Below are 19,374 nucleotides of genomic sequence, written 5' to 3' on the forward strand. Positions count from 1 at the left end.
CACGCGCAACGTTAATCCACTCTACACTCGGCTAAGTGCTGAAAAAATCATCTTTAGCAACGCGTTATGGCTACTTTGCCGTCAATATTGTGTGGTGTGACGTTGTTGTGAATCGAGTAGGAGGCGAGATTACTCCCGCCGTCCTCTCACACCACCGTACGTGCGGTTCCGCATACGGCGGTTCATGTTAACTCTGGAACTGCCGTTGCTGCTCCACTAGTGATATCAAGCCGAGTCGTCTGAACTGCGCCGTCTTTATCGCATCATTCATGTGACTCGACCCCGCGTTCCACCACGCTCCTCGCTGGTTACTCGCCGACCTCCACGCTCGCTTTTCACACAAGCCCGCTCGCATTAGCATTCGGGCTCGCGTATACGTTCGTTTCCATTGCCGCCACAGTAGACTGCGCAGTTTACGCCTGACCCAGCCGTCAATCTTCTCCAGAACTCCTTTTACTTCCGTGTATCTGAAGTAGCTCATCCAGCCTCGCAGTATCGGTGTGAGTTCATTGATTACGCCTTTCACTGATTTCGTCGCGTGCCCTGTCGTCAGGCTACGGATCTTCTCCTTCAGCCTCTCGACACTGCTCCCTGCGATCTTCAGTCGGGTCTGTTTGTGCCGTGTCACGCTGTATCCCAGGAACTTACGCTCCCACGGTCGCGACACCGCACTCTTCTGCTCATTGACCTTTAGCTTCAGTATGTCTCTCAGGTACACCCTGATTGCCCTAAAGATATGCTCGCCTGCTTTGCGACTGCTCACGTAAATGTTGCAGTCATCCGCATAGCGACAGAAGCTGTGACCTCGACGCTCCAGTTCTTTATCCAGTTCATCCAGCAGAATGTTCGACAGTAGCGGCGACAACGGTCCGCCCTGCGGCATTCCCTTACCTCGCTTCTCTGTCTCGCACCCGTTCGTCATTTCCGCTTCAAGGTAGCGACGTATCAGTTTCAACAGCCGTTTATCCCTGACATGCCTCGCCAGACGTGACATCAAAATGTCATGATCCACCCGGTCAAAGAACTTTTCCAGATCCAGATCGACCACCCAGCGTTTCCCGCTTTGTATGTAGCGCTGTGCCTGTTGCACTGCCTGCCACGCATTGCGGTTACTTCTGAACCCGTAACTCGATTCGCAGAAGTGCGGCTCCACGACCGGACTGAGTTGTTGTGCTATCGCCTGCTGGATAAGCCTGTCCACTACCGTCGGGATACCCAGGGTTCTCACGCCGCCGTCCGGCTTTGGGATATCCACTCTGCGTATCGCCTGCGGCTGGTAGGCGCCCGTAATCAATGCCTGCCTGATACTCGCCCAGTTCTGTTTCAGCCACGGCTTCAACTCCGTCACTTTCAGGTTATCTACCCCTGCCGCGCCGTTGTTTTCCACCACGCGCTGATAGGCCAGCATCAGGTTCTCTCTCGTTATCACCGTTTCCATCGTCAACGGCATTTCCGCTTTCGTTTGCCCACCGACCGCCGTGGGGATTTCAGCACCCTCATGCAGCACTGACGGATACTGTCCGTCTCCTCTGCCGCTGGCCGCAGTGCTCTGCGCTTGTGCCTCATTAATTCCCATCGAGTATCGGTGTCCTAATCACGGTTAATCATGTTCAGCCCTTCATGCTGCCAGTTATGCAGCACTACTACGGCTTCGGCTGACTGCTGCACGTTCATCCCGTCGCCTCTCGACGCTCGGTAGCCCTGAAGCAAACGTGCAGCCCTCCCGGGGTAATTCGCGCGACCTTCCTGCTTATGCCTGTCAGCTTTACGTCACAGCGTTCTGTGCAAGTATTGGGCTTTGATGATATTTGCCACCTTACCCCGCTGTGCCGCCTAAACTGCTTCCTGTTCGTCAGGCCAGCATTTTGCCTTCAGCTTCCTTCAGATCCCACCTCGCGGTGGGCACCCTTGCCGTTCGGCTAACACTTCCCCTTGCCGGGTGTGTAGAGGACTTTCACCGCCAAGTCGCCCCTTGACCACTACAGTCAACGGACAGCGCCCGTCAAGGCGCTACGCGCCATGCCCGGCGCACAAACAAAAAAGCGCCGAAGGTTTACCCGCTCGACGCTTTTTTACTCGTTTAGCATTATCGCCGTTTCAGCAGCAACGCCACACTGATGAACAAAAACACCGAGCTAGGCAAAACCGCGCCCAATATCGGTGGAATACCATAGACTAGGCTGAGCGGACGGAAAATCTCATTCAGCAGGTAGAAAAGAAAGCCAAAGCTGATGCCTATAACAATACGTGAACCCGCCGAGACGCTACGCAGCGGGCCAAAGATGAAAGAGACGGCCATAAGCATCATCACCGCTACCGAGACCGGTGCAAAGATCTTGCTCCACATGTTGAGCTGGTAGCGGCTTGATTCCTGACCACTCTGTTTCAAGTAGTTGGCGTAATCATGCAACCCACGGATCGATAGCGCATTCGGCTCCAGCGCCACCACGCCCAGTTTATCCGGCGTCAGGTTGGTTTTCCATTCACCGCTGAGTGTTTGGCTACCGCCAATTTGTTTGCCGTCGCTCAAATCGGATTCATCAACTTGCGAGAGGTTCCAGACATTCCTGTCTTTATCAAACTCAGCGGAGGCCGCGTAGCGTAGCGACAGCAGTTTGTTCCGATCGTCGAAGTGATAAATATTGACGCCAGACAGCTCTTTATCGCCGACGACCCGTTCAATATAGATAAAGTCATTGCCATCTTTTGCCCACAGCCCGCCCTGCGTAGAGATCATCGACCCACCCGAGATCATCTGAGAACGGTAGTTGCGCGCCATCTGTTCCCCTTGCGGAGAAACCCACTCACCAATCGCCATCGTCAGTAGTACCAGTGGGATCGCCGTTTTCATCACAGCAGTCGCGATCTGCAAGCGGGTGAAGCCTGAGGCCTGCATCACCACCAGCTCACTGCGGGTCGCGAGCTGACCCAGCCCAAGCAGTGCTCCGAGTAGTGCAGCCATAGGAAAGAACGTCTCAATGTCTTTTGGGACGCTAAGCAGCGTATACAGCCCCGCGCCCAGCGCCGAATACTCGCCCTGCCCGACTTTACGCAACTGATCAACAAACTTGATGATGCCGGAGAGCGACACCAGCATGAACAATGTCGTCATAATGGTGGTGAAAATCGTTTTACCGATATAGCGGTCTAATACACCAAACATCAGGCCGCTCCTTGTAGTCTAAGGGGACGAGGCTTAAAGCGGGCGCGCATTTTGCGCATCGGCACGGTATCCCACAGGTTAAGCATCACCGCGATGCCGAAATACATCAGGTTAGTCAGCCAGATCCATACCATCGGATCGATTTTTCCTTTACTGGCGTTAGAGCGCAGCGAGCTTTGCAGCAGGAAGAAGATCAGGTACAGCAGCATCGCAGGCAGCATACTCAGCACCCTACCCTGACGTGGGTTCACCACACTCAGCGGCACCACCATCAGCGCCATGATCAGCACCGAAATAATCAACGTCAGCCGCCAGTGAAATTCTGCGCGCGCATCGTGCGCATCCGAATGCCAGAGGGTTGGCATATCCATTTGCTGCACGTCGCTATTATTTAGCGTCACGGCCTGGTGGCCAATCACGGCCTGATAGTTGGTGAAATCCGTGATACGGAAGTCGCGCAGCAACGCTGTGCCTTCGTAACGCGATCCATTATCCAACGTTACAACCTGCGCACCGTCTTCATTTTGCTTGATATGACCGCGATCGGCCACAACGACAGAAGGCCGAGCGTTACCGCTGGGCCGTAGCTGTGCCAGAAAGACGTGCTGAAACTCCGATCCTTTCACATTGCCGACAAACAGCACCGCATTACCGCCCTGTGCAGACTGGAACTGTCCTTCCACCAGCGCGGCCATGCCGGGGTTGGCTTTCGCTTCTGCCAGCACTTCTTCCTGATGCCGGGACGACCACGGGCTGAGCCACATGACGTTAATAGTTGCGATGATGGCAGTGAACACCGCCAGGACCAGCGCAGCTTTCAGCAACACGCGTTTGCCTAGCCCGCAGGCATGCATGACGGTGATCTCGCTTTCCGCATAGAGGCGGCCAAACGTCATCAATACGCCAAGAAACAGACTTAATGGCAGGATGAGTTGCACCATCTCTGGCACGCCCAATCCCAACAGGGAGATAACCAAATTTGTCGGGATTTCACCATCAACCGCGGCACCCAGTATCCGTACCAATTTCTGACAAAAGAAAATCAGTAACAGAATGAAAAGGATCGCCAGTTGGCTCTTAAAGGTTTCCCGTACCAGATATCGAATGATGATCACGCTTAATTACGCCTGTGAAAACTTGTCTTTTTGCAGGAAAGTCGATAGTTTCTTCGCTAACGCGCCATTTATACTCATTTTTGGCTGCCCTCTTAGCTAAAACTGTATTACAACATACTGCGTTTGAGCAGTTGTATCAGAACCTGCTTATTAGTCACTAAAACAGGTTCGCTACGTCGTTAAGATTAACACAGGTTATGTTAACGCAACGGCGGGAAGTATTACGGAGTGTCACATTCTAGCCGTTGCTCCCGCCTTTGTCTTTAAGATTCAGGAGAGTACATGGAGTTCAGCGTAAAAAGCGGTAGCCCGGAAAAACAACGCAGTGCCTGCATTGTCGTCGGCGTGTTTGAACCGCGTCGTCTGTCCCCTATTGCCGAACAACTCGATAAAATCAGCGACGGCTACATCAGCGCGTTGCTTCGCCGTGGTGAATTAGAAGGCAAAGTAGGACAATCACTGCTCTTGCACCATGTACCTAACATTCTTTCCGAGCGCATTCTACTGATTGGTTGCGGTAAGGAGCGCGAACTTGATGAGCGCCAGTACAAACAGGTGATTCAGAAAACTATCAACGCGCTAAACGAAACCGGTTCGATGGAAGCAGTCTGCTTCCTGACTGAGCTACACGTGAAAGGTCGTAATACGTACTGGAAAGTGCGTCAGGCGGTCGAAACCGCGAAAGAGACGCTATATACCTTCGATCAGCTAAAAAGCAACAAGGTCGAGCTGCGCCGTCCGTTACGCAAGATGGTATTCAACGTACCGACGCGCCGTGAGCTGACCAGCGGCGAGCGCGCCATCCAACACGGTCTGGCGATTGCCGCAGGCATCAAGGCCGCGAAAGATCTCGGTAATATGCCACCGAACATCTGTAATGCTGCCTATCTGGCGTCGCAAGCGCGTCAGTTGGCTGATACCTACAGCCAGAACATCATCACACGCGTGATTGGCGAACAGCAGATGAAAGAGCTGGGCATGAATGCCTATCTGGCCGTCGGTCAGGGCTCGCAGAATGAATCGCTGATGTCCGTGATCGAATATAAAGGCGATCCGAACCCGGAAACGCGCCCGATCGTACTGGTCGGTAAAGGGCTGACCTTCGATTCCGGCGGCATCTCCATCAAACCTGCCGACAGCATGGATGAAATGAAATACGACATGTGCGGTGCGGCGACGGTCTACGGTGTGATGCGTATGGCGGCCGAGCTGGCGCTACCGTTGAATATCATCGGCGTACTGGCTGGTTGTGAAAACATGGTCGATGGGCGCGCCTACCGTCCTGGCGATGTGCTGACCACGATGTCCGGTCAAACGGTAGAAGTGCTGAACACCGATGCAGAAGGTCGTCTGGTCTTGTGTGATACACTGACCTACGTTGAGCGCTATGAGCCAGACGTCGTCATTGACGTCGCGACGCTGACCGGCGCGTGTGTGATTGCGCTGGGGCATCACATCACCGGACTGATGGCGAACCACAATCCGCTGGCGCACGAACTGTTGAGCGCGTCCGAGCAATCTGGCGACCGTGCATGGCGTCTGCCGCTGACCGACGAGTTCCAGGAACAGTTGGAATCCAATTTTGCCGACATGGCGAATATTGGTGGTCGTCCTGGCGGCGCGATTACCGCAGGTTGCTTCCTATCACGCTTTACGCGTAAGTACAGTTGGGCGCATCTGGATATCGCGGGTACGGCGTGGCGTTCTGGCAAGGCTAAAGGTGCAACGGGTCGTCCGGTCGCACTGTTATCACAGTTCCTGCTTAACCGCGCCGGACAGAACGACGTAGAATAGCGCAGCCAACGCACATGCAACTTGAAGTATGACGAGTATAATGGGTCGGACTATCCGGCCCTTATCAATAGTGTAAACAATGAAAAACGCAACGTTCTATCTTCTCGAACACGACAGCAAAAGCGGTGAACTCAGCGCCCATGAGGCACTGGCATGCGATCTGGCGGCAGAACGTTGGCGAGCAGGAAAACGCGTGTTGATAGCCTGCGAAGACGAACAGCAGGCTATCAGGTTGGATGAAGCATTATGGCAGCGCGACCCCAACGCGTTCGTGCCACATAATCTGGCAGGCGAAGGACCGCGTCACGGCGCACCGGTCGAGCTGGCTTGGCCCCAGCGACGTGGTAATGCACCACGTGACCTGCTGGTCAGCCTATTGCCACAGTTCGCAGATTTTGCCACCGCTTTCCATGAAGTGATAGACTTTGTCCCTTACGAAGAATCCTTAAAACAGTTGGCGCGCGACCGCTATAAAACCTATCGCAGCGTCGGCTTCCAATTGACCACGGCTACGCCGCCAACTCACTGAATTTTGAGCATAATGGAAACGAAATATAACCCGCAAGATATCGAGCAGCCGCTCTACGAACTCTGGGAAAAGCAAGGCTACTTCAAGCCGCACGGCGACACGAGTAAAGAAAGCTTTAGCATTATGATCCCGCCGCCCAATGTCACCGGCAGCTTGCATATGGGTCATGCTTTCCAGCAAACCATTATGGATACGTTGATCCGCTATCAGCGTATGCAGGGCAAAAACACTCTCTGGCAGGCGGGCACCGACCACGCCGGTATCGCCACGCAGATGGTGGTTGAGCGCAAGATCGCCGCAGAAGAAGGCAAAACGCGCCACGATTATGGCCGTGAAGCGTTTATCGACAAAATCTGGCAGTGGAAAGGCGAATCCGGTGGCAACATTACTAACCAGATGCGCCGTCTAGGCGACTCCGTTGACTGGGAACGCGAGCGTTTCACCATGGATGAGGGCCTGTCCAACGCGGTGAAAGAAGTTTTTGTCCGTCTGTATAAAGAAGACCTGATTTACCGTGGCAAGCGTCTGGTGAACTGGGACCCGAAGCTGCGCACCGCGATTTCCGATCTGGAAGTAGAAAACCGCGAAGTGAAAGGGTCAATGTGGCACCTGCGTTATCCGCTGGCCGATGGCGTGAAAACCGCCGAAGGGAAAGACTATCTGGTCGTCGCGACGACTCGCCCGGAAACGATGCTGGGTGATACCGGCGTTGCTGTTAACCCGGAAGATCCGCGTTATAAAGATCTGATCGGCAAAGAGGTGATCTTGCCGTTGATTGGTCGTCGAATTCCGATCGTTGGCGACGAACACGCCGATATGGAAAAAGGCACCGGCTGTGTGAAGATCACGCCAGCGCACGACTTCAACGACTACGAAGTGGGTAAACGCCACCAGTTGCCGATGGTGAACATCCTGACGTTCGACGGTGATATCCGCCAGAGCGCTGAAATTTTTGATACCAATGGCGAAGCCAGCACCGCTTACAGCAGCGACATTCCAGAAGCCTTCCAGGGTCTGGAGCGTTTTGCTGCACGTAAAGCGCTGGTCGCCGCATTCGATGAGCTCGGCCTGCTGGAAGAGATCAAAGCGCACGATCTGACCGTGCCTTACGGCGACCGTGGCGGCGTTGTCATTGAGCCGATGCTGACCGACCAGTGGTACGTGCGTGCTGCCGTACTGGCTAAACCAGCAGTGGAAGCGGTGGAAGATGGCCGCATTCAGTTCGTACCAAAACAGTACGAAAACATGTACTTCAGTTGGATGCGTGACATTCAGGACTGGTGTATTTCTCGTCAACTGTGGTGGGGTCACCGTATCCCAGCCTGGTACGATACCAACGGCAACGTCTATGTGGGTCGTACCGAAGCGGAAGTACGGAGTGAAAACAATCTCGCTGACGATATCGTCCTGAATCAGGATGAAGACGTACTGGATACCTGGTTCTCATCCGGGCTGTGGACCTTCTCTACGCTGGGTTGGCCAGAGCAAACGCCCGATCTGAAAGCGTTCCACCCAAGCAGCGTGATGGTCAGCGGCTTCGACATCATCTTCTTCTGGATTGCCCGCATGATCATGCTGACCATGCACTTCATCAAAGATGAAGACGGCAAACCACAAGTGCCATTCCATACCGTCTACATGACCGGCCTGATCCGTGATGAGGAAGGCCAGAAAATGTCCAAATCCAAAGGGAACGTCATCGACCCGCTGGATATGGTGGACGGTATCTCGCTGGAAGCGCTGCTGGAAAAACGTACCGGCAACATGATGCAGCCGCAACTGGCGGAAAAAATCCGCAAGCGCACCGAGAAGCAATTCCCGAATGGCATAGAACCTCACGGTACAGATGCCCTACGCTTCACGCTGGCGGCATTAGCGTCTACTGGCCGCGACATCAACTGGGATATGAAGCGTCTGGAAGGTTACCGTAACTTCTGTAACAAGCTGTGGAACGCCAGCCGTTTCGTGCTGATGAACACTGAAGATCAGGATTGCGGTTTTGGTGCTGGTGAAAAAGTGCTGTCGCTGGCTGACCGTTGGATTCTGGCGGAATTCAACCGCACAGTGAAAGCCTACCGCGATGCGCTGGACAGTTATCGCTTTGATATTGCCGCCAACATTCTGTATGAATTCACCTGGAACCAGTTCTGCGACTGGTATCTGGAGTTGACGAAGCCAGTGATGAACGGTGGTACGGAAGCAGAACTGCGCGGCACGCGTCACACGCTGGTTACCGTACTGGAAGCGTTACTGCGTCTGGCACATCCGATTATTCCGTTCATTACCGAAACCATCTGGCTACGCGTTAAAGCACTGAAAGGCATTAGCGCCGACACAATCATGTTGCAACCCTTCCCAGAGTTCGATGCCGCGCAGGAAGATACGCTGGCGCTGAACGATCTGGAGTGGATCAAGCAGGCGATTACCGCTGTGCGTAACATTCGTGCAGAAATGAATATCGCGCCGGGCAAACCGCTGGCAGTTTTACTGCGCGATGCCACGGCCGAAGCACAGCGTCGTGTGGAAGAGAACCGCAGCTTTATCCAAACGCTGTCGCGTCTGGAAAACATTACGCTACTGCCAGCGGGCGATAAAGGCCCGGTTTCCGTCACTAAACTCATCGAAGGTGCCGAGCTGTTGATCCCAATGGCCGGCCTGATCGACAAAGCGGCAGAGTTGGATCGTCTGGCAAAAGAAGTGGCGAAAATCGAAGCAGAGATTGAGCGCATCGCAAGCAAGCTGTCTAACGAAGGCTTTGTGGCACGAGCACCGGAAGCGGTCGTTGCCAAAGAGCGTGAGAAGCTGGACGGCTACGCCGTAGACAAAGCCAAACTGCTGGAACAGCAAGCGGTGATCGCAGCGCTGTAAGCTGTAAGCGTTAACCGATTTCCAGCGGTAGTAGGGTAAGCATGAAAGCCTCGTTGCAAAACGGGGCTTTTTTATTGAGGGATTGCCCCAACGCGTATTCTGCCACGTACCGGTTTATGCGCAACACCATCTATCATGCAAAGACAAGGGGCCATTGACAAAACTGTCGCTCTAACTGGGAATGTCTGTGAGGCTTATTTAATGATTAGCGGGCATCGACCCAAATAGGGAAAAGTACACGTTAGCGTACTGAGTAACGCAGCCAGCATACCTGTGGCTTGAAGTATGACAGTTATATTGTATAAACCTCTGCTGAATGCACGTTATTTATGAAATACCACCAAACAAAACCATTTATTTAGCATAAATATAGATTAAATATCTAATCCGTGCTCTTTCCACACATCCCATTGCTATATTTTAATAAATTATTATCCTGTTAATTTAAATAAATATAGGCATCTGCTTTGCCCTAAGTAAAAATTAAATTCATAAAATTGCAAAAATAGCCTTACAAAAAAAACAGATTCATACGACAGCGTTTAACTGTTTATTTTTTGATAGAAATTAACGATCGAATATGAAAAATTGAACGGTTTAATGATTGGTGAATTCGATCAATAATGCGATTACTATAGTGTGAGGCTATAAAATCAGATATTGCGCTTTTTCGCATCTGTATAAAAATAATACTCAGTTTATGTTTCAAATCAGTACAGGCCTTAACATTACCTTTTAGCCAACACTATGGGAGAACCAACACAATGAAATGTAAGGAAAAAAAACCACTTCTCTGCCATCCCCCCCCCAGAGAGCTAAACCGAATGGAAAAATAATGCTAGTAAGAGTGACTACGGTAGGAAAAGGATGCTGCCAATTCATCAGCCATGGCGTAAACGCCAGGTTGATAGAGCCCATTACAGCAAGAAAATGACTCTTTCTATACCCATCATATTTCAAGTTACATGTGCATTGGCTGGCCAAATTCGTTCCAGAAAAATTTGTCTTTCTCTTGCCGTGTTACGAAGCTTATAAATAATCCTTGCTCGTGCGGGCTAACGTTTTGCGTTATTCAAAACGCCAACGTTTGTCCTAAAACTAGAATTATTTAGGGTATATGCTTTAGAAAGATCATTATGTGTGGAAAAAATATGCATAGTATAAAGAAGGATGAATATCCATAATGAATTTTTTAAAAAATATGAAAATTGGCAACCGACTCTTTCTGGGGTTCGGTTTACTGATTATGCTAACGTTGACTTTGTCGTCGCTCGAATATTTTTTTATGAAAAATATAGGGAAAGAAGTTGATATCATTACCGAAGACAGAATGGTTAAATCCAATATGCTGCGTGATATCAGAGATAACTTAAATGAAAATGTCCGGACTGTACGGGATATTATCCTGCTTCCCAGTGATAAACGTCAGGAAAAACAGGACTTAAGGAAAATTATCACCACAATAACAAATAACTCAAGCGAGATATATAAACACCTGGATGGAATAATAAAATTTGGCAAAGGCCGGGAACTGTTTGATCAACTACTCGACATAAGAAAACAATATAGTGTCACCATCAATCAAGCTCTAGCCTATGCACTTGAAGGAACGGATGAACAGGCTACGGCATTTTTATTCAATGACGTAGCCAAAATTCAAAAAACTTACTTCACCACACTAAGTGATCTTATTGATTATCAACAAAAAAACGTCCATGAAGCCAAAAGCGAGACGGATTTATATATTTCCGAAGCGCTTTTCTGGACAATATTATTGTCCGCCTTTTCAGCCATTTTGGGAGTGCTGATTGCCTGGCTGCTGACTCGCAGCGTGACAGCACCGCTATCCCTTGCGTTGTCTTCTGCCCAACGCATTGGTGAAGGTGACCTGCGTGGAACAATTGCGGTTGATAGCCGTGACGAAGTCGGCCAGTTGCTGGCAGCAATGCGCGATATGCAATCCTCTCTGACCAGAACAGTCGTCACCGTCAGAGATAATGCAGAAAGTGTCGCCACCGCGAGTGTGCAAATTGCCCAAGGCAATGCGGATCTGTCTTCCCGAACCGAGGAACAGGCAAGTGCGCTAGAAGAAACCTCTTCCACAATGACCCAACTTGGCATGACGGTGAAGAATAATGCCGATAACGCTCGTCAGGCAGATCAGCTCGCTAAAAACGCCAGCACGGTGGCACAACAAGGGGGGGATGTTGTTAATAACGTCGTGGAAACGATGAAAGCCATTAATGAAAGCTCCCGAAGCATTGCTGATATCATCAATGTCATCGATAGCATTGCCTTTCAAACCAACATACTGGCCCTCAATGCCGCAGTAGAAGCCGCCCGAGCAGGTGAACAGGGGCGTGGGTTTGCGGTTGTCGCAGGGGAAGTGCGTAATCTGGCACAACGAAGCGCAGGGGCTGCCAAAGAGATTAAAAATCTGATTATGACAAGCGTAGATCGCGTAGGACAGGGTTCCGATTTGGCGAATAAAGCAGGGGAAACCATGCGACAAGTCGTAATTTCTATTCGTCAGTTAACAGATACGGTGGCAGAAATTAGCTCAGCCAGCGCGGAGCAATCTACGGGGGTTGATCAGGTTGGTATCGCTGTCAATCAGATGGATCAGACAACACAACAGAACGCCGCCCTCGTGGAAGAATCCGCAGCGGCAGCACTCAGCCTTCAAGAACAGGCCGATCTGCTTGTTAGAGCGGTCTCTGTGTTCAAAGTGACAGGCAATCAGCCATCAGTTGCCGAGCCGCAATTCTCTCCCCGGCTCTCACCGCCACAAGCGATGCTTTCTGCGACTTCGGGCGCAGCAAACTCAAGCTCAGGAGACTGGACTAGCTTCTGATTTTGCAAAAACCCCTGACAAACCCGTTTGGCAGGGGTCAACACAACTAATGGATCATTTAATGATAACGGGCATCGGCCAGTGCAATGTTCTGACGCAAGCCGGGCAGAACATGGTTCATTTCCACCTCTTCTCTTGCGATTTGAAAACGGGAAACGGACTGTTGCAGGTTAATAACCTGTTCCTGAAGCGCATTTGCTGAGGTCGCCACTTCTGATACCAATGACGCATTCTGCTGCGTCACACCGTCCATCTGATTAATAGCGATATTAATCTGCGAAATGCCGCGGCTCTGCTCGCTGGAAGCAAGCGTGATTTCATCCATGATATCGACCACTTTTTTCACATCCATCAGCACTTCGTCCATGGTGTTACCCGCCAGTTCAACCAGCCCTGCGCCCTTTTCAATGCGGCTGAGGGAGGCATCAATCATGGTGCCAATCTCTTTCGCTGCTGTCGCACTGCGCGCAGCTAACATCCGGACTTCAGAAGCAACCACCGCAAAGCCTTTACCATATTGACCCGCACGGGCAGATTCCACCGCAGCGTTCAGTGCCAACAGGTTGGTCTGGAAAGCGATACCGTCGATCACTCCAACAATGTCGGAAATTTTGGCAGAGCTCTGCCTAATAGAACGCATCGTATCAACTACTTCGGTGACAACATTCCCGCCGCGAGACGCAGAATCTGAAGCTTTCTGCGCCAGATCGTTGGCTTTACGCGTGTTGTCTTCGTTGTTTTTCACCGTTGACATGATCTGTTCCATGCTTGAAGCCGTTTCGTCCAACGAGGCCGCCTGCTGCTCGGTACGGCTGGAGAGATCGATATTACCGGAGGCGATTTCCTCAACGCCGATGCTGATCGCATCAGTACCGTTACGCACCACGCGCACCATATTTTCCAGCCCGTCACGCATACGCTGAACCGCAGCGAACAACTGTGCAATTTCATTTTTCCCGCGGCTATCAATCTGCGCACGCAGGTCACCTTCCGCGATGCGGTCAAAGACGGAAATAGCCTGATTCAACGGTTTCACAATAAGGTTGGTCATCACGGACCAGGCCAATGCAGCCAGCAGCAACGCACAGGCAATCGCGGCGTACAGGATGGTTTCCATGAGTTCCACACGGCCATTCGAATCCGCGTAGGCTTCATCAATGCTCTTCAGCTTGAAGGCAACCAGCGTCTTAGAAGCTTTATCAAACGCGGCATACAGCACCGTTGATTTCCCTGCACGCTGGCGGTATTCATCCAAATTCCCTGCGTTAAGCGCTGCAAATGCCGGATCGATAAACTCTTGCATCAGCGTATTGCGTTTCTCGGCCATCTCCACAGAAATGACTTTTTCTTCTTCGGACTGCGGATATTTTAGGTATTCCTGCCATTTCTCGTTGGCACCATCGACCTTGCCCCTGGCACGACCCAGCGCGACTTTAGCCGCCTCGACGTCCCCTTTCCCCATTAATGATTCATACAAACGTAAATCTAACCGACCACGCAACAGCAGTTCGGAGCTATCATTCAACGCGACCAACCCTGGCAGCACTTCTATATCGACGCGGGCAAATGATTTATTCCCTGACTGAACCGCAACCAACCCTAAAACGCCGACAAAAAGCAGTAGCGCCGCTAACGAAAATACCATCATGCTGAGTGCAGTACGGATCTTTACCTTACGAAACATAAATTATCCCTATGGTCTGAAAATAAGAAAGGATGGGCGCCAGCTCCAGAGCAGAGCCGTTCAGTTATTTACGTAATAGTCGTTATATTTCAATTTTCAGGCATATTAATATACTAAAACCTGAAATAAATATGCTATAACACCGTAATAAAAATAAATAAACGTATAAAGAAAATAATGACCGACAGAGAATAAACTTTCTATCGGTCATTGGAATTTATTTTTTGTTCTTTTTCTGAGACTGATTTTTTTCTAAGAAACGTTGCAGCTCATCTTTATAAAACTTCGCCGACATCATCGTGCCATGCCCGCTGGTTTCATTACTGGCGGGAATAAGGAACACGGTCGCCTGCTTAATTTTCTTAAGCTCATTATCCAGGATGCCGGTTTCAACAGGATTACGCTCATCATCCGCAGAGTTAATCACCAGAACGGGGGCCTTAATTTTATTCAACTCCGGTGCCGCGTTATAATTTGCAGATGAGCCCCAGATATAAATAAAGTCATTGGCATCGCTGGTCGACGGTGCAGCAAGACGCTCTTCTACCAGTTTGTCCGCCTGTGCGCGTGTCGGTGCTTTGCTCTGATAAGCCAGCGTTCCACCAGTAGTAGCAATACTAAACATAATGCTAGCCGTTTTTAGCGTCGGCGGCTGTTGCGTATAATTGCCATTATTCCAAGCCGGATCGTTCTTGATGGATTCAATCAAGATGCGACGCATCATCCAGTTACGGCCAGACAGTTCGTTTGGCAACGACGCCATTGGCACCAATGCATCCATCATGTCCGGGTATTTTTCCCCCCACAGCCAGGTCTGCATTCCGCCCATGGAATAACCCATCACCAGACGCAGGTGGTTAATACCCAGTCCTTCTTTGATTAAGCGATATTGTGCCTGCACCATATCGTTATAATCGTACTGGGGAAATTTCATCCGTAAGCCGTCTGACGGCTTGGAAGATTTTCCAGAACCAATGCTCTCCGGCATGATTATAAAGTATTTGCTGCTATCCAGCGCCTGACCTGGCCCGAAAAGCTCTCCGCCAAAGCCATTTGCTAACAACGCGTTAATCGGCTGATTCGTTCCATGCAGTAATAACACGGCTGGTTTGGTTTTATCACCGAACGTGTAATAGTGGATGCGCAGATCTTTTAATTTATCACCACTGTTGAAGGTAAATTCTGGCGCGATCCAGTCACCTTCTTGTGGCACTGAAAAATTGGTCTGTGCATACGTTAATGGTGACAGCATTAACAGAAATGCACCCACCACCCCTGATAGTATTCGGTTAACCATAAATAGCTCTTCGGTAATCATGAAGTCGTGAAGCCGCGATTTTAATGTCTATTAGGAAAAATCCCAATAAACATAAGTAAGCTAATAATAAAAAGATATTATTAGCTGATTTTTTTACTTATAGCGAAATATTCTATAGTGAGTTTTCAATAGTATGACATTTAACACATTCGAGTTAATCGTCTTACTATGCCGCACAGACTTTCCGCCTGGCTTTAACGTCCATAAAAACAACAAAAAGTGGAAAAAATCGTTCACATCGCGAACAAGAATACCGATAGTGCGCAGTGATATTGCACACTATCGGTATAAGGCTGGGGGGTAAAATCGGCGTTGACGATCAGTGCTGATTCATTTCTCTTTCAATCGTTCTAAGTCGCTCATCCATATCTGGGTGTGTACTCAGCCAGTCAGGTAAATCCAGTGGTTCAGCGTCATCCCCACTGCGGTCGTGATTGAGCAAGGCTTGATACATTGCCTGCATTGACTGAAGTGAACGCCCTTGTTGCTGCATTTTTTCTATTGCCCATGCATCGGCTTCCCGTTCCATATCACGAGAAAACTGCATCTCGTTGATAAAGGCGGCAGACTGCAATACGGTATCTCCGACGCCACTGACATCTCCCGTCATCCACATGAACATCAACGACATCAGCGATGAACGCACCACCATACGCATGGGATGACGATAGGCATGGTGCCCCATTTCGTGCAACATCACTGCCGCCAACTCGTTGTCATTTTTCGCCAGCTTCACCAGATCGTCACTGATAATCAGCGTGCCATCCGCCAGCATAAAAGCATTCGGCCCGATCGGCGCAGCCATGATCTCCAGACGCAGCGGCGTTTTATCTTCTCGCATGTCCGCGGGCATAACCTGCTGAAACAGCGTTTGCATCGCCTGCTGGTGCTCAACAGGCAGTTTGGAAGGCTTAAAATCACTGTGCCGTAACAGCTTCAGCGTGTTTTGCCCCAACTGCTGTTCGATAACGGTAGGAATGCGCAGCGCCAGCGCAGAACTTGCCCACGGCAACACCACATAAACATAGTTTATCACCATCAATATGGTGGCGAATAACGTGAGAATGACGCCACGTTTATGGCGTTCCAACCGATGGACCAACCCCGGTCGACGCCGTGCGGAATACCATGTGCGAAAATCAGGATCGTCGGCAGGAACAAAACGACCGCCGTCAGGAAACGTTAACGTGAGAGGAATGGACCCCAGCGCATCGGAAACCGTGACCTGCTCAAGAGAAAATGTGGTGTTCGATGACCCGGTGTTCAGCGCCATCGTCGAACCATTGTCCGTTAAATGAAGAGAAGCGGCCACGCGGGCCGCCAATCCGGGGTATTGATAATGCCCCTCAATATTCATATCCCTGCCTTATAACTTACAGGCCGACACCCAAATCGAGCGCCTGCACGGCTTCTTCAGCCAACGCGCTGTTTGCAGTGTCCTGATGTGCCTGAACGTGCAGCAGTGCCAGATCGCCTTCAACCGCTGTCGCATTCGCTATATAGCGTGCATGGCGAATTTCTGCCACCGGTGCAGCCCAACCCAAAGAGAAAATAGTGATCAGGCTATTCGTTATCAGTAGCCCCATGTAAGACAGCGTTTGCATGGAAGAATGCAATTTCACACCACCATTCAGCGATGTCTGGTTAAACAGATAATTACGCTGCGCAACCACCAGATAGCTGCTGGAAACCAGAATACCCAGCAGCGCCACAACGACCATCATGATCATATTAAAGACGTTGCTCAGCAACATCATCAGTACGAGCTCTTCATTTCCGCCGCCCATCATAATAGTTTGGAATAGCGTGAAGAAGAACGAACTCATGAACGACAACGATGCGATCAGGAAAGGAACAAAAATCAGCAGGCTAATCAGAGAAAATTTGATAAACGCCGATTTCGCTAATTCTGCGTTAAACGCGGTTTTACCGAAGAACAGGTTATTAACATAAAAGTCGAGCAGCATCATTTTCATGATGCCATTTACGGCGGCAAACCCCGGAATAGCAATCGCCAACGCAATGAACCCAATCAGAATTGGGCTATTGCTCTGCATACCGATCATGACAACAACAACCAGAGCAATATAAAAAGCCAGCAGCAGCAGGATAGGGCAAAGCAGCAATACCCAATACGCACGGCCTGTCTGGCAATGATAATTAAAACGAACGCCGCGATAGCTGGACATAATGGCGTCATAACGCCAGTTGCGGATCACGAGAACCGGAATAAGTGCCGAAAATGCCAATGCGAGAATCGTTCCCAGCGTTGGTGACATCGCCAATACAAAATAAAACAGAATCAGACCGGCGATAACCAGCAAGCGCCCTTTAAGGTCGGCTGCGCGTGGTAATCAAAACGGTCACCATTAATTTCCGTGTTACCATAAAAATAACGGCGACGGCGCACGGTGGCCCAGGCAGAATAAATACCTAAAGTGATAACCGTTAATAACGCATTCACCAGCCAAATTGCAAAATATTCCCCAGCCTTACCATGAAACTGCACGCGATGCTGCGTGCTATTTTCTGAAGTATTGATAGTCATAAACCTTTCATCCTAAAAGAAATAAGCCTCATAAACGCTTCATTCGATACGTTATTGGCATACAAAAAGCGGCTTATTTAAGCATGTCCTGTTAATGACAACAATATAAGTTAACAAAAATCACACAAGCTTATGTGCTTACTAATTACATGGAATAGGGAAATCCACAAAGTAACAAACACAATAATAATAACGTGAAATCTGACGAGTATAGACGTTGCATCAATGTGGCCTGAAATGGTATTACAATCGGCCAGGATCATTACCCCCGTAAACCGTAAGAGCAAGAGTACGTATTATGACAACCGCGACCTCCGCCAATCTTCAGCTACGCCCCATCACCGAACAGGACGATGCTGCCATCGCACACGTCATCCGCCAGGTTTCTGCTGAATTTGGTTTGACGGCCGACAAAGGTTACACCGTTTCCGACCCTAATCTGGATACGCTGTTTACTCTGTATAACCAGCCGAAAAGCGCCTACTGGGTGGTTGAATATGAAGGCCGAGTCGCGGGTGGCGGTGGCATTGCCCCACTGGTCGCGGGAGAAAAAGATGTGTGTGAATTGCAGAAAATGTATTTCCTACCCGTCGTGCGGGGTAAAGGGTTCGCACGTCAGCTAGCAATACAGGCACTTGATTTTGCGCGTGAGCAGGGCTTTCGCCGCTGCTATCTGGAAACCACCGGCCACCTGACCAGCGCGATCCGGCTGTATGAGTCTCTGGGCTTCGATCCTATTCCCCATTCAATGGGTAACACGGGCCATACAGACTGTGAAGTGACGATGCTAAAGATGCTGTAAAAGTAGTTATCGATTGTTTCAGGAGAGAGATACCGGGGCGACCACGGTGCGAGGTCTCCCTGCGGGAACCTCATCACCGAGTTTCCCCTAAACCCACGCTTAAGCTATCGGCATGACAATCAAGTAAAAAACCAAAAAAAACGCCGCAGGGTATTCCTGCGGCATTCAGTGAGGCGTGTGCTTCGAGGTTAATGACTTAATGCCGCTTGCCGTCATCATCTTCGTCATAAAAATCTTCATCATCCCCGTCTTCTTCGCCTTCACCATCGGGATCTTCAAAGTACGTGCCCCATCCGTCATAATTCACACCGTGGCGTTCTGCCAGCGCCAGCAACTGCTCTACCTGTGCGTCGATCAGCTCCGCATTTAGCGCCACTTCACTGATAGCATCACAGCACATCAGCAATACACCCTCTTCCACTTCCAGTTCTTCCGCATCCGTCACTTCATAGCCCAGCTTGAAGGCTTCTACAGCGACTTTTTCCAACACGTCAAACTTCTCAGCAGAGAAATGGTGTTCAATGGTATAGAGCGCGTCAGGATCGCTGCCATCATCCAGCAGTTCTTCAATGATCAGGCGTGTCTCTTCCCGTTGCTCTTCCAGTAATTCGCGGTTTGCCATGCCTCAGTCCTCATTAATCGACGTAATATTGCTTATTGTCCCACAGCCCTGCGGCTTGCTCCACCACAAAGTTTGAT

Annotated in this window: 12 protein-coding genes and 1 pseudogene; 5 read left to right on the forward strand and 8 right to left on the reverse strand. The window is 50.3% G+C overall.

The window, feature by feature from the left end:
• Window positions 1–187 precede the first annotated feature (187 nt).
• The 3 genes from ltrA to lptF all read right to left on the reverse strand — a co-directional run bounded on the left by ltrA (window position 188) and on the right by lptF (window position 4,278).
• Entirely contained in the window at window positions 188–1,576 is a 1,389-nt protein-coding gene (gene ltrA, locus AACH44_RS18310; protein WP_338659400.1) for a group II intron reverse transcriptase/maturase, read from the reverse strand.
• A 510-nt stretch (window positions 1,577–2,086) separates the two neighbouring features.
• A complete protein-coding gene (gene lptG / locus AACH44_RS18315; protein WP_261849136.1) occupies window positions 2,087–3,163 on the reverse strand; it encodes an LPS export ABC transporter permease LptG in 1,077 nt (358 codons plus the stop codon).
• Window positions 3,163–4,278 carry an LPS export ABC transporter permease LptF gene (gene lptF / locus AACH44_RS18320; protein ID WP_261849135.1) on the reverse strand — a complete coding sequence of 372 codons (1,116 nt, stop codon included), beginning with the start codon at window positions 4,276–4,278 and terminating at the stop codon, window positions 3,163–3,165. Before lptF ends, lptG begins: the two co-directional genes overlap by 1 nt.
• Before the next feature lie 282 nt (window positions 4,279–4,560).
• On the opposite strand from lptF, the gene pepA reads away from it, so the two are divergent.
• The 4 genes from pepA to AACH44_RS18340 all read left to right on the forward strand — a co-directional run bounded on the left by pepA (window position 4,561) and on the right by AACH44_RS18340 (window position 12,323).
• Window positions 4,561–6,072, forward strand: a complete 1,512-nt coding sequence (gene pepA / locus AACH44_RS18325; protein ID WP_010284628.1) for a leucyl aminopeptidase — start codon at window positions 4,561–4,563, stop codon at window positions 6,070–6,072.
• A 79-nt stretch (window positions 6,073–6,151) separates the two neighbouring features.
• Window positions 6,152–6,601: a DNA polymerase III subunit chi gene (locus AACH44_RS18330; RefSeq protein WP_261849134.1), complete on the forward strand. Its 450-nt coding sequence runs from the start codon at window positions 6,152–6,154 to the stop codon at window positions 6,599–6,601.
• Between the two features lie 12 nt (window positions 6,602–6,613).
• Window positions 6,614–9,469: a valine--tRNA ligase gene (locus AACH44_RS18335; RefSeq protein ID WP_261849133.1), complete on the forward strand. Its 2,856-nt coding sequence runs from the start codon at window positions 6,614–6,616 to the stop codon at window positions 9,467–9,469.
• 1,183 nt (window positions 9,470–10,652) lie between these two features.
• Entirely contained in the window at window positions 10,653–12,323 is a 1,671-nt protein-coding gene (locus AACH44_RS18340; protein ID WP_261849132.1) for a methyl-accepting chemotaxis protein, read from the forward strand.
• 58 nt (window positions 12,324–12,381) lie between these two features.
• On the opposite strand, the gene AACH44_RS18345 is transcribed toward AACH44_RS18340, so the two are convergent.
• The 4 genes and pseudogenes from AACH44_RS18345 to AACH44_RS18360 form a co-directional block, all read right to left on the reverse strand.
• Window positions 12,382–14,007: a methyl-accepting chemotaxis protein gene (locus tag AACH44_RS18345; RefSeq protein WP_261849131.1), complete on the reverse strand. Its 1,626-nt coding sequence runs from the start codon at window positions 14,005–14,007 to the stop codon at window positions 12,382–12,384.
• 217 nt (window positions 14,008–14,224) lie between these two features.
• Window positions 14,225–15,304 carry an alpha/beta fold hydrolase gene (locus AACH44_RS18350; RefSeq protein WP_261849130.1) on the reverse strand — a complete coding sequence of 360 codons (1,080 nt, stop codon included), beginning with the start codon at window positions 15,302–15,304 and terminating at the stop codon, window positions 14,225–14,227.
• A gap of 340 nt (window positions 15,305–15,644) precedes the next feature.
• Window positions 15,645–16,682 carry a M48 family metallopeptidase gene (locus AACH44_RS18355; RefSeq protein WP_261849129.1) on the reverse strand — a complete coding sequence of 346 codons (1,038 nt, stop codon included), beginning with the start codon at window positions 16,680–16,682 and terminating at the stop codon, window positions 15,645–15,647.
• A 16-nt stretch (window positions 16,683–16,698) separates the two neighbouring features.
• Window positions 16,699–17,873, reverse strand: a pseudogene (locus AACH44_RS18360) (YjgN family protein).
• A 298-nt stretch (window positions 17,874–18,171) separates the two neighbouring features.
• On the opposite strand from AACH44_RS18360, the gene AACH44_RS18365 reads away from it, so the two are divergent.
• A complete protein-coding gene (locus tag AACH44_RS18365) occupies window positions 18,172–18,675 on the forward strand; it encodes a GNAT family N-acetyltransferase (protein WP_261849128.1) in 504 nt (167 codons plus the stop codon).
• A 196-nt stretch (window positions 18,676–18,871) separates the two neighbouring features.
• Here AACH44_RS18365 and rraB read toward each other — a convergent pair whose 3' ends face one another.
• Window positions 18,872–19,297, reverse strand: a complete 426-nt coding sequence (gene rraB, locus AACH44_RS18370; protein WP_261849127.1) for a ribonuclease E inhibitor RraB — start codon at window positions 19,295–19,297, stop codon at window positions 18,872–18,874.
• Between the last annotated feature and the right edge of the window lie 77 nt (window positions 19,298–19,374).

This window comes from Pectobacterium araliae (assembly GCF_037076465.1).
Taxonomy (GTDB): domain Bacteria; phylum Pseudomonadota; class Gammaproteobacteria; order Enterobacterales; family Enterobacteriaceae; genus Pectobacterium; species Pectobacterium araliae.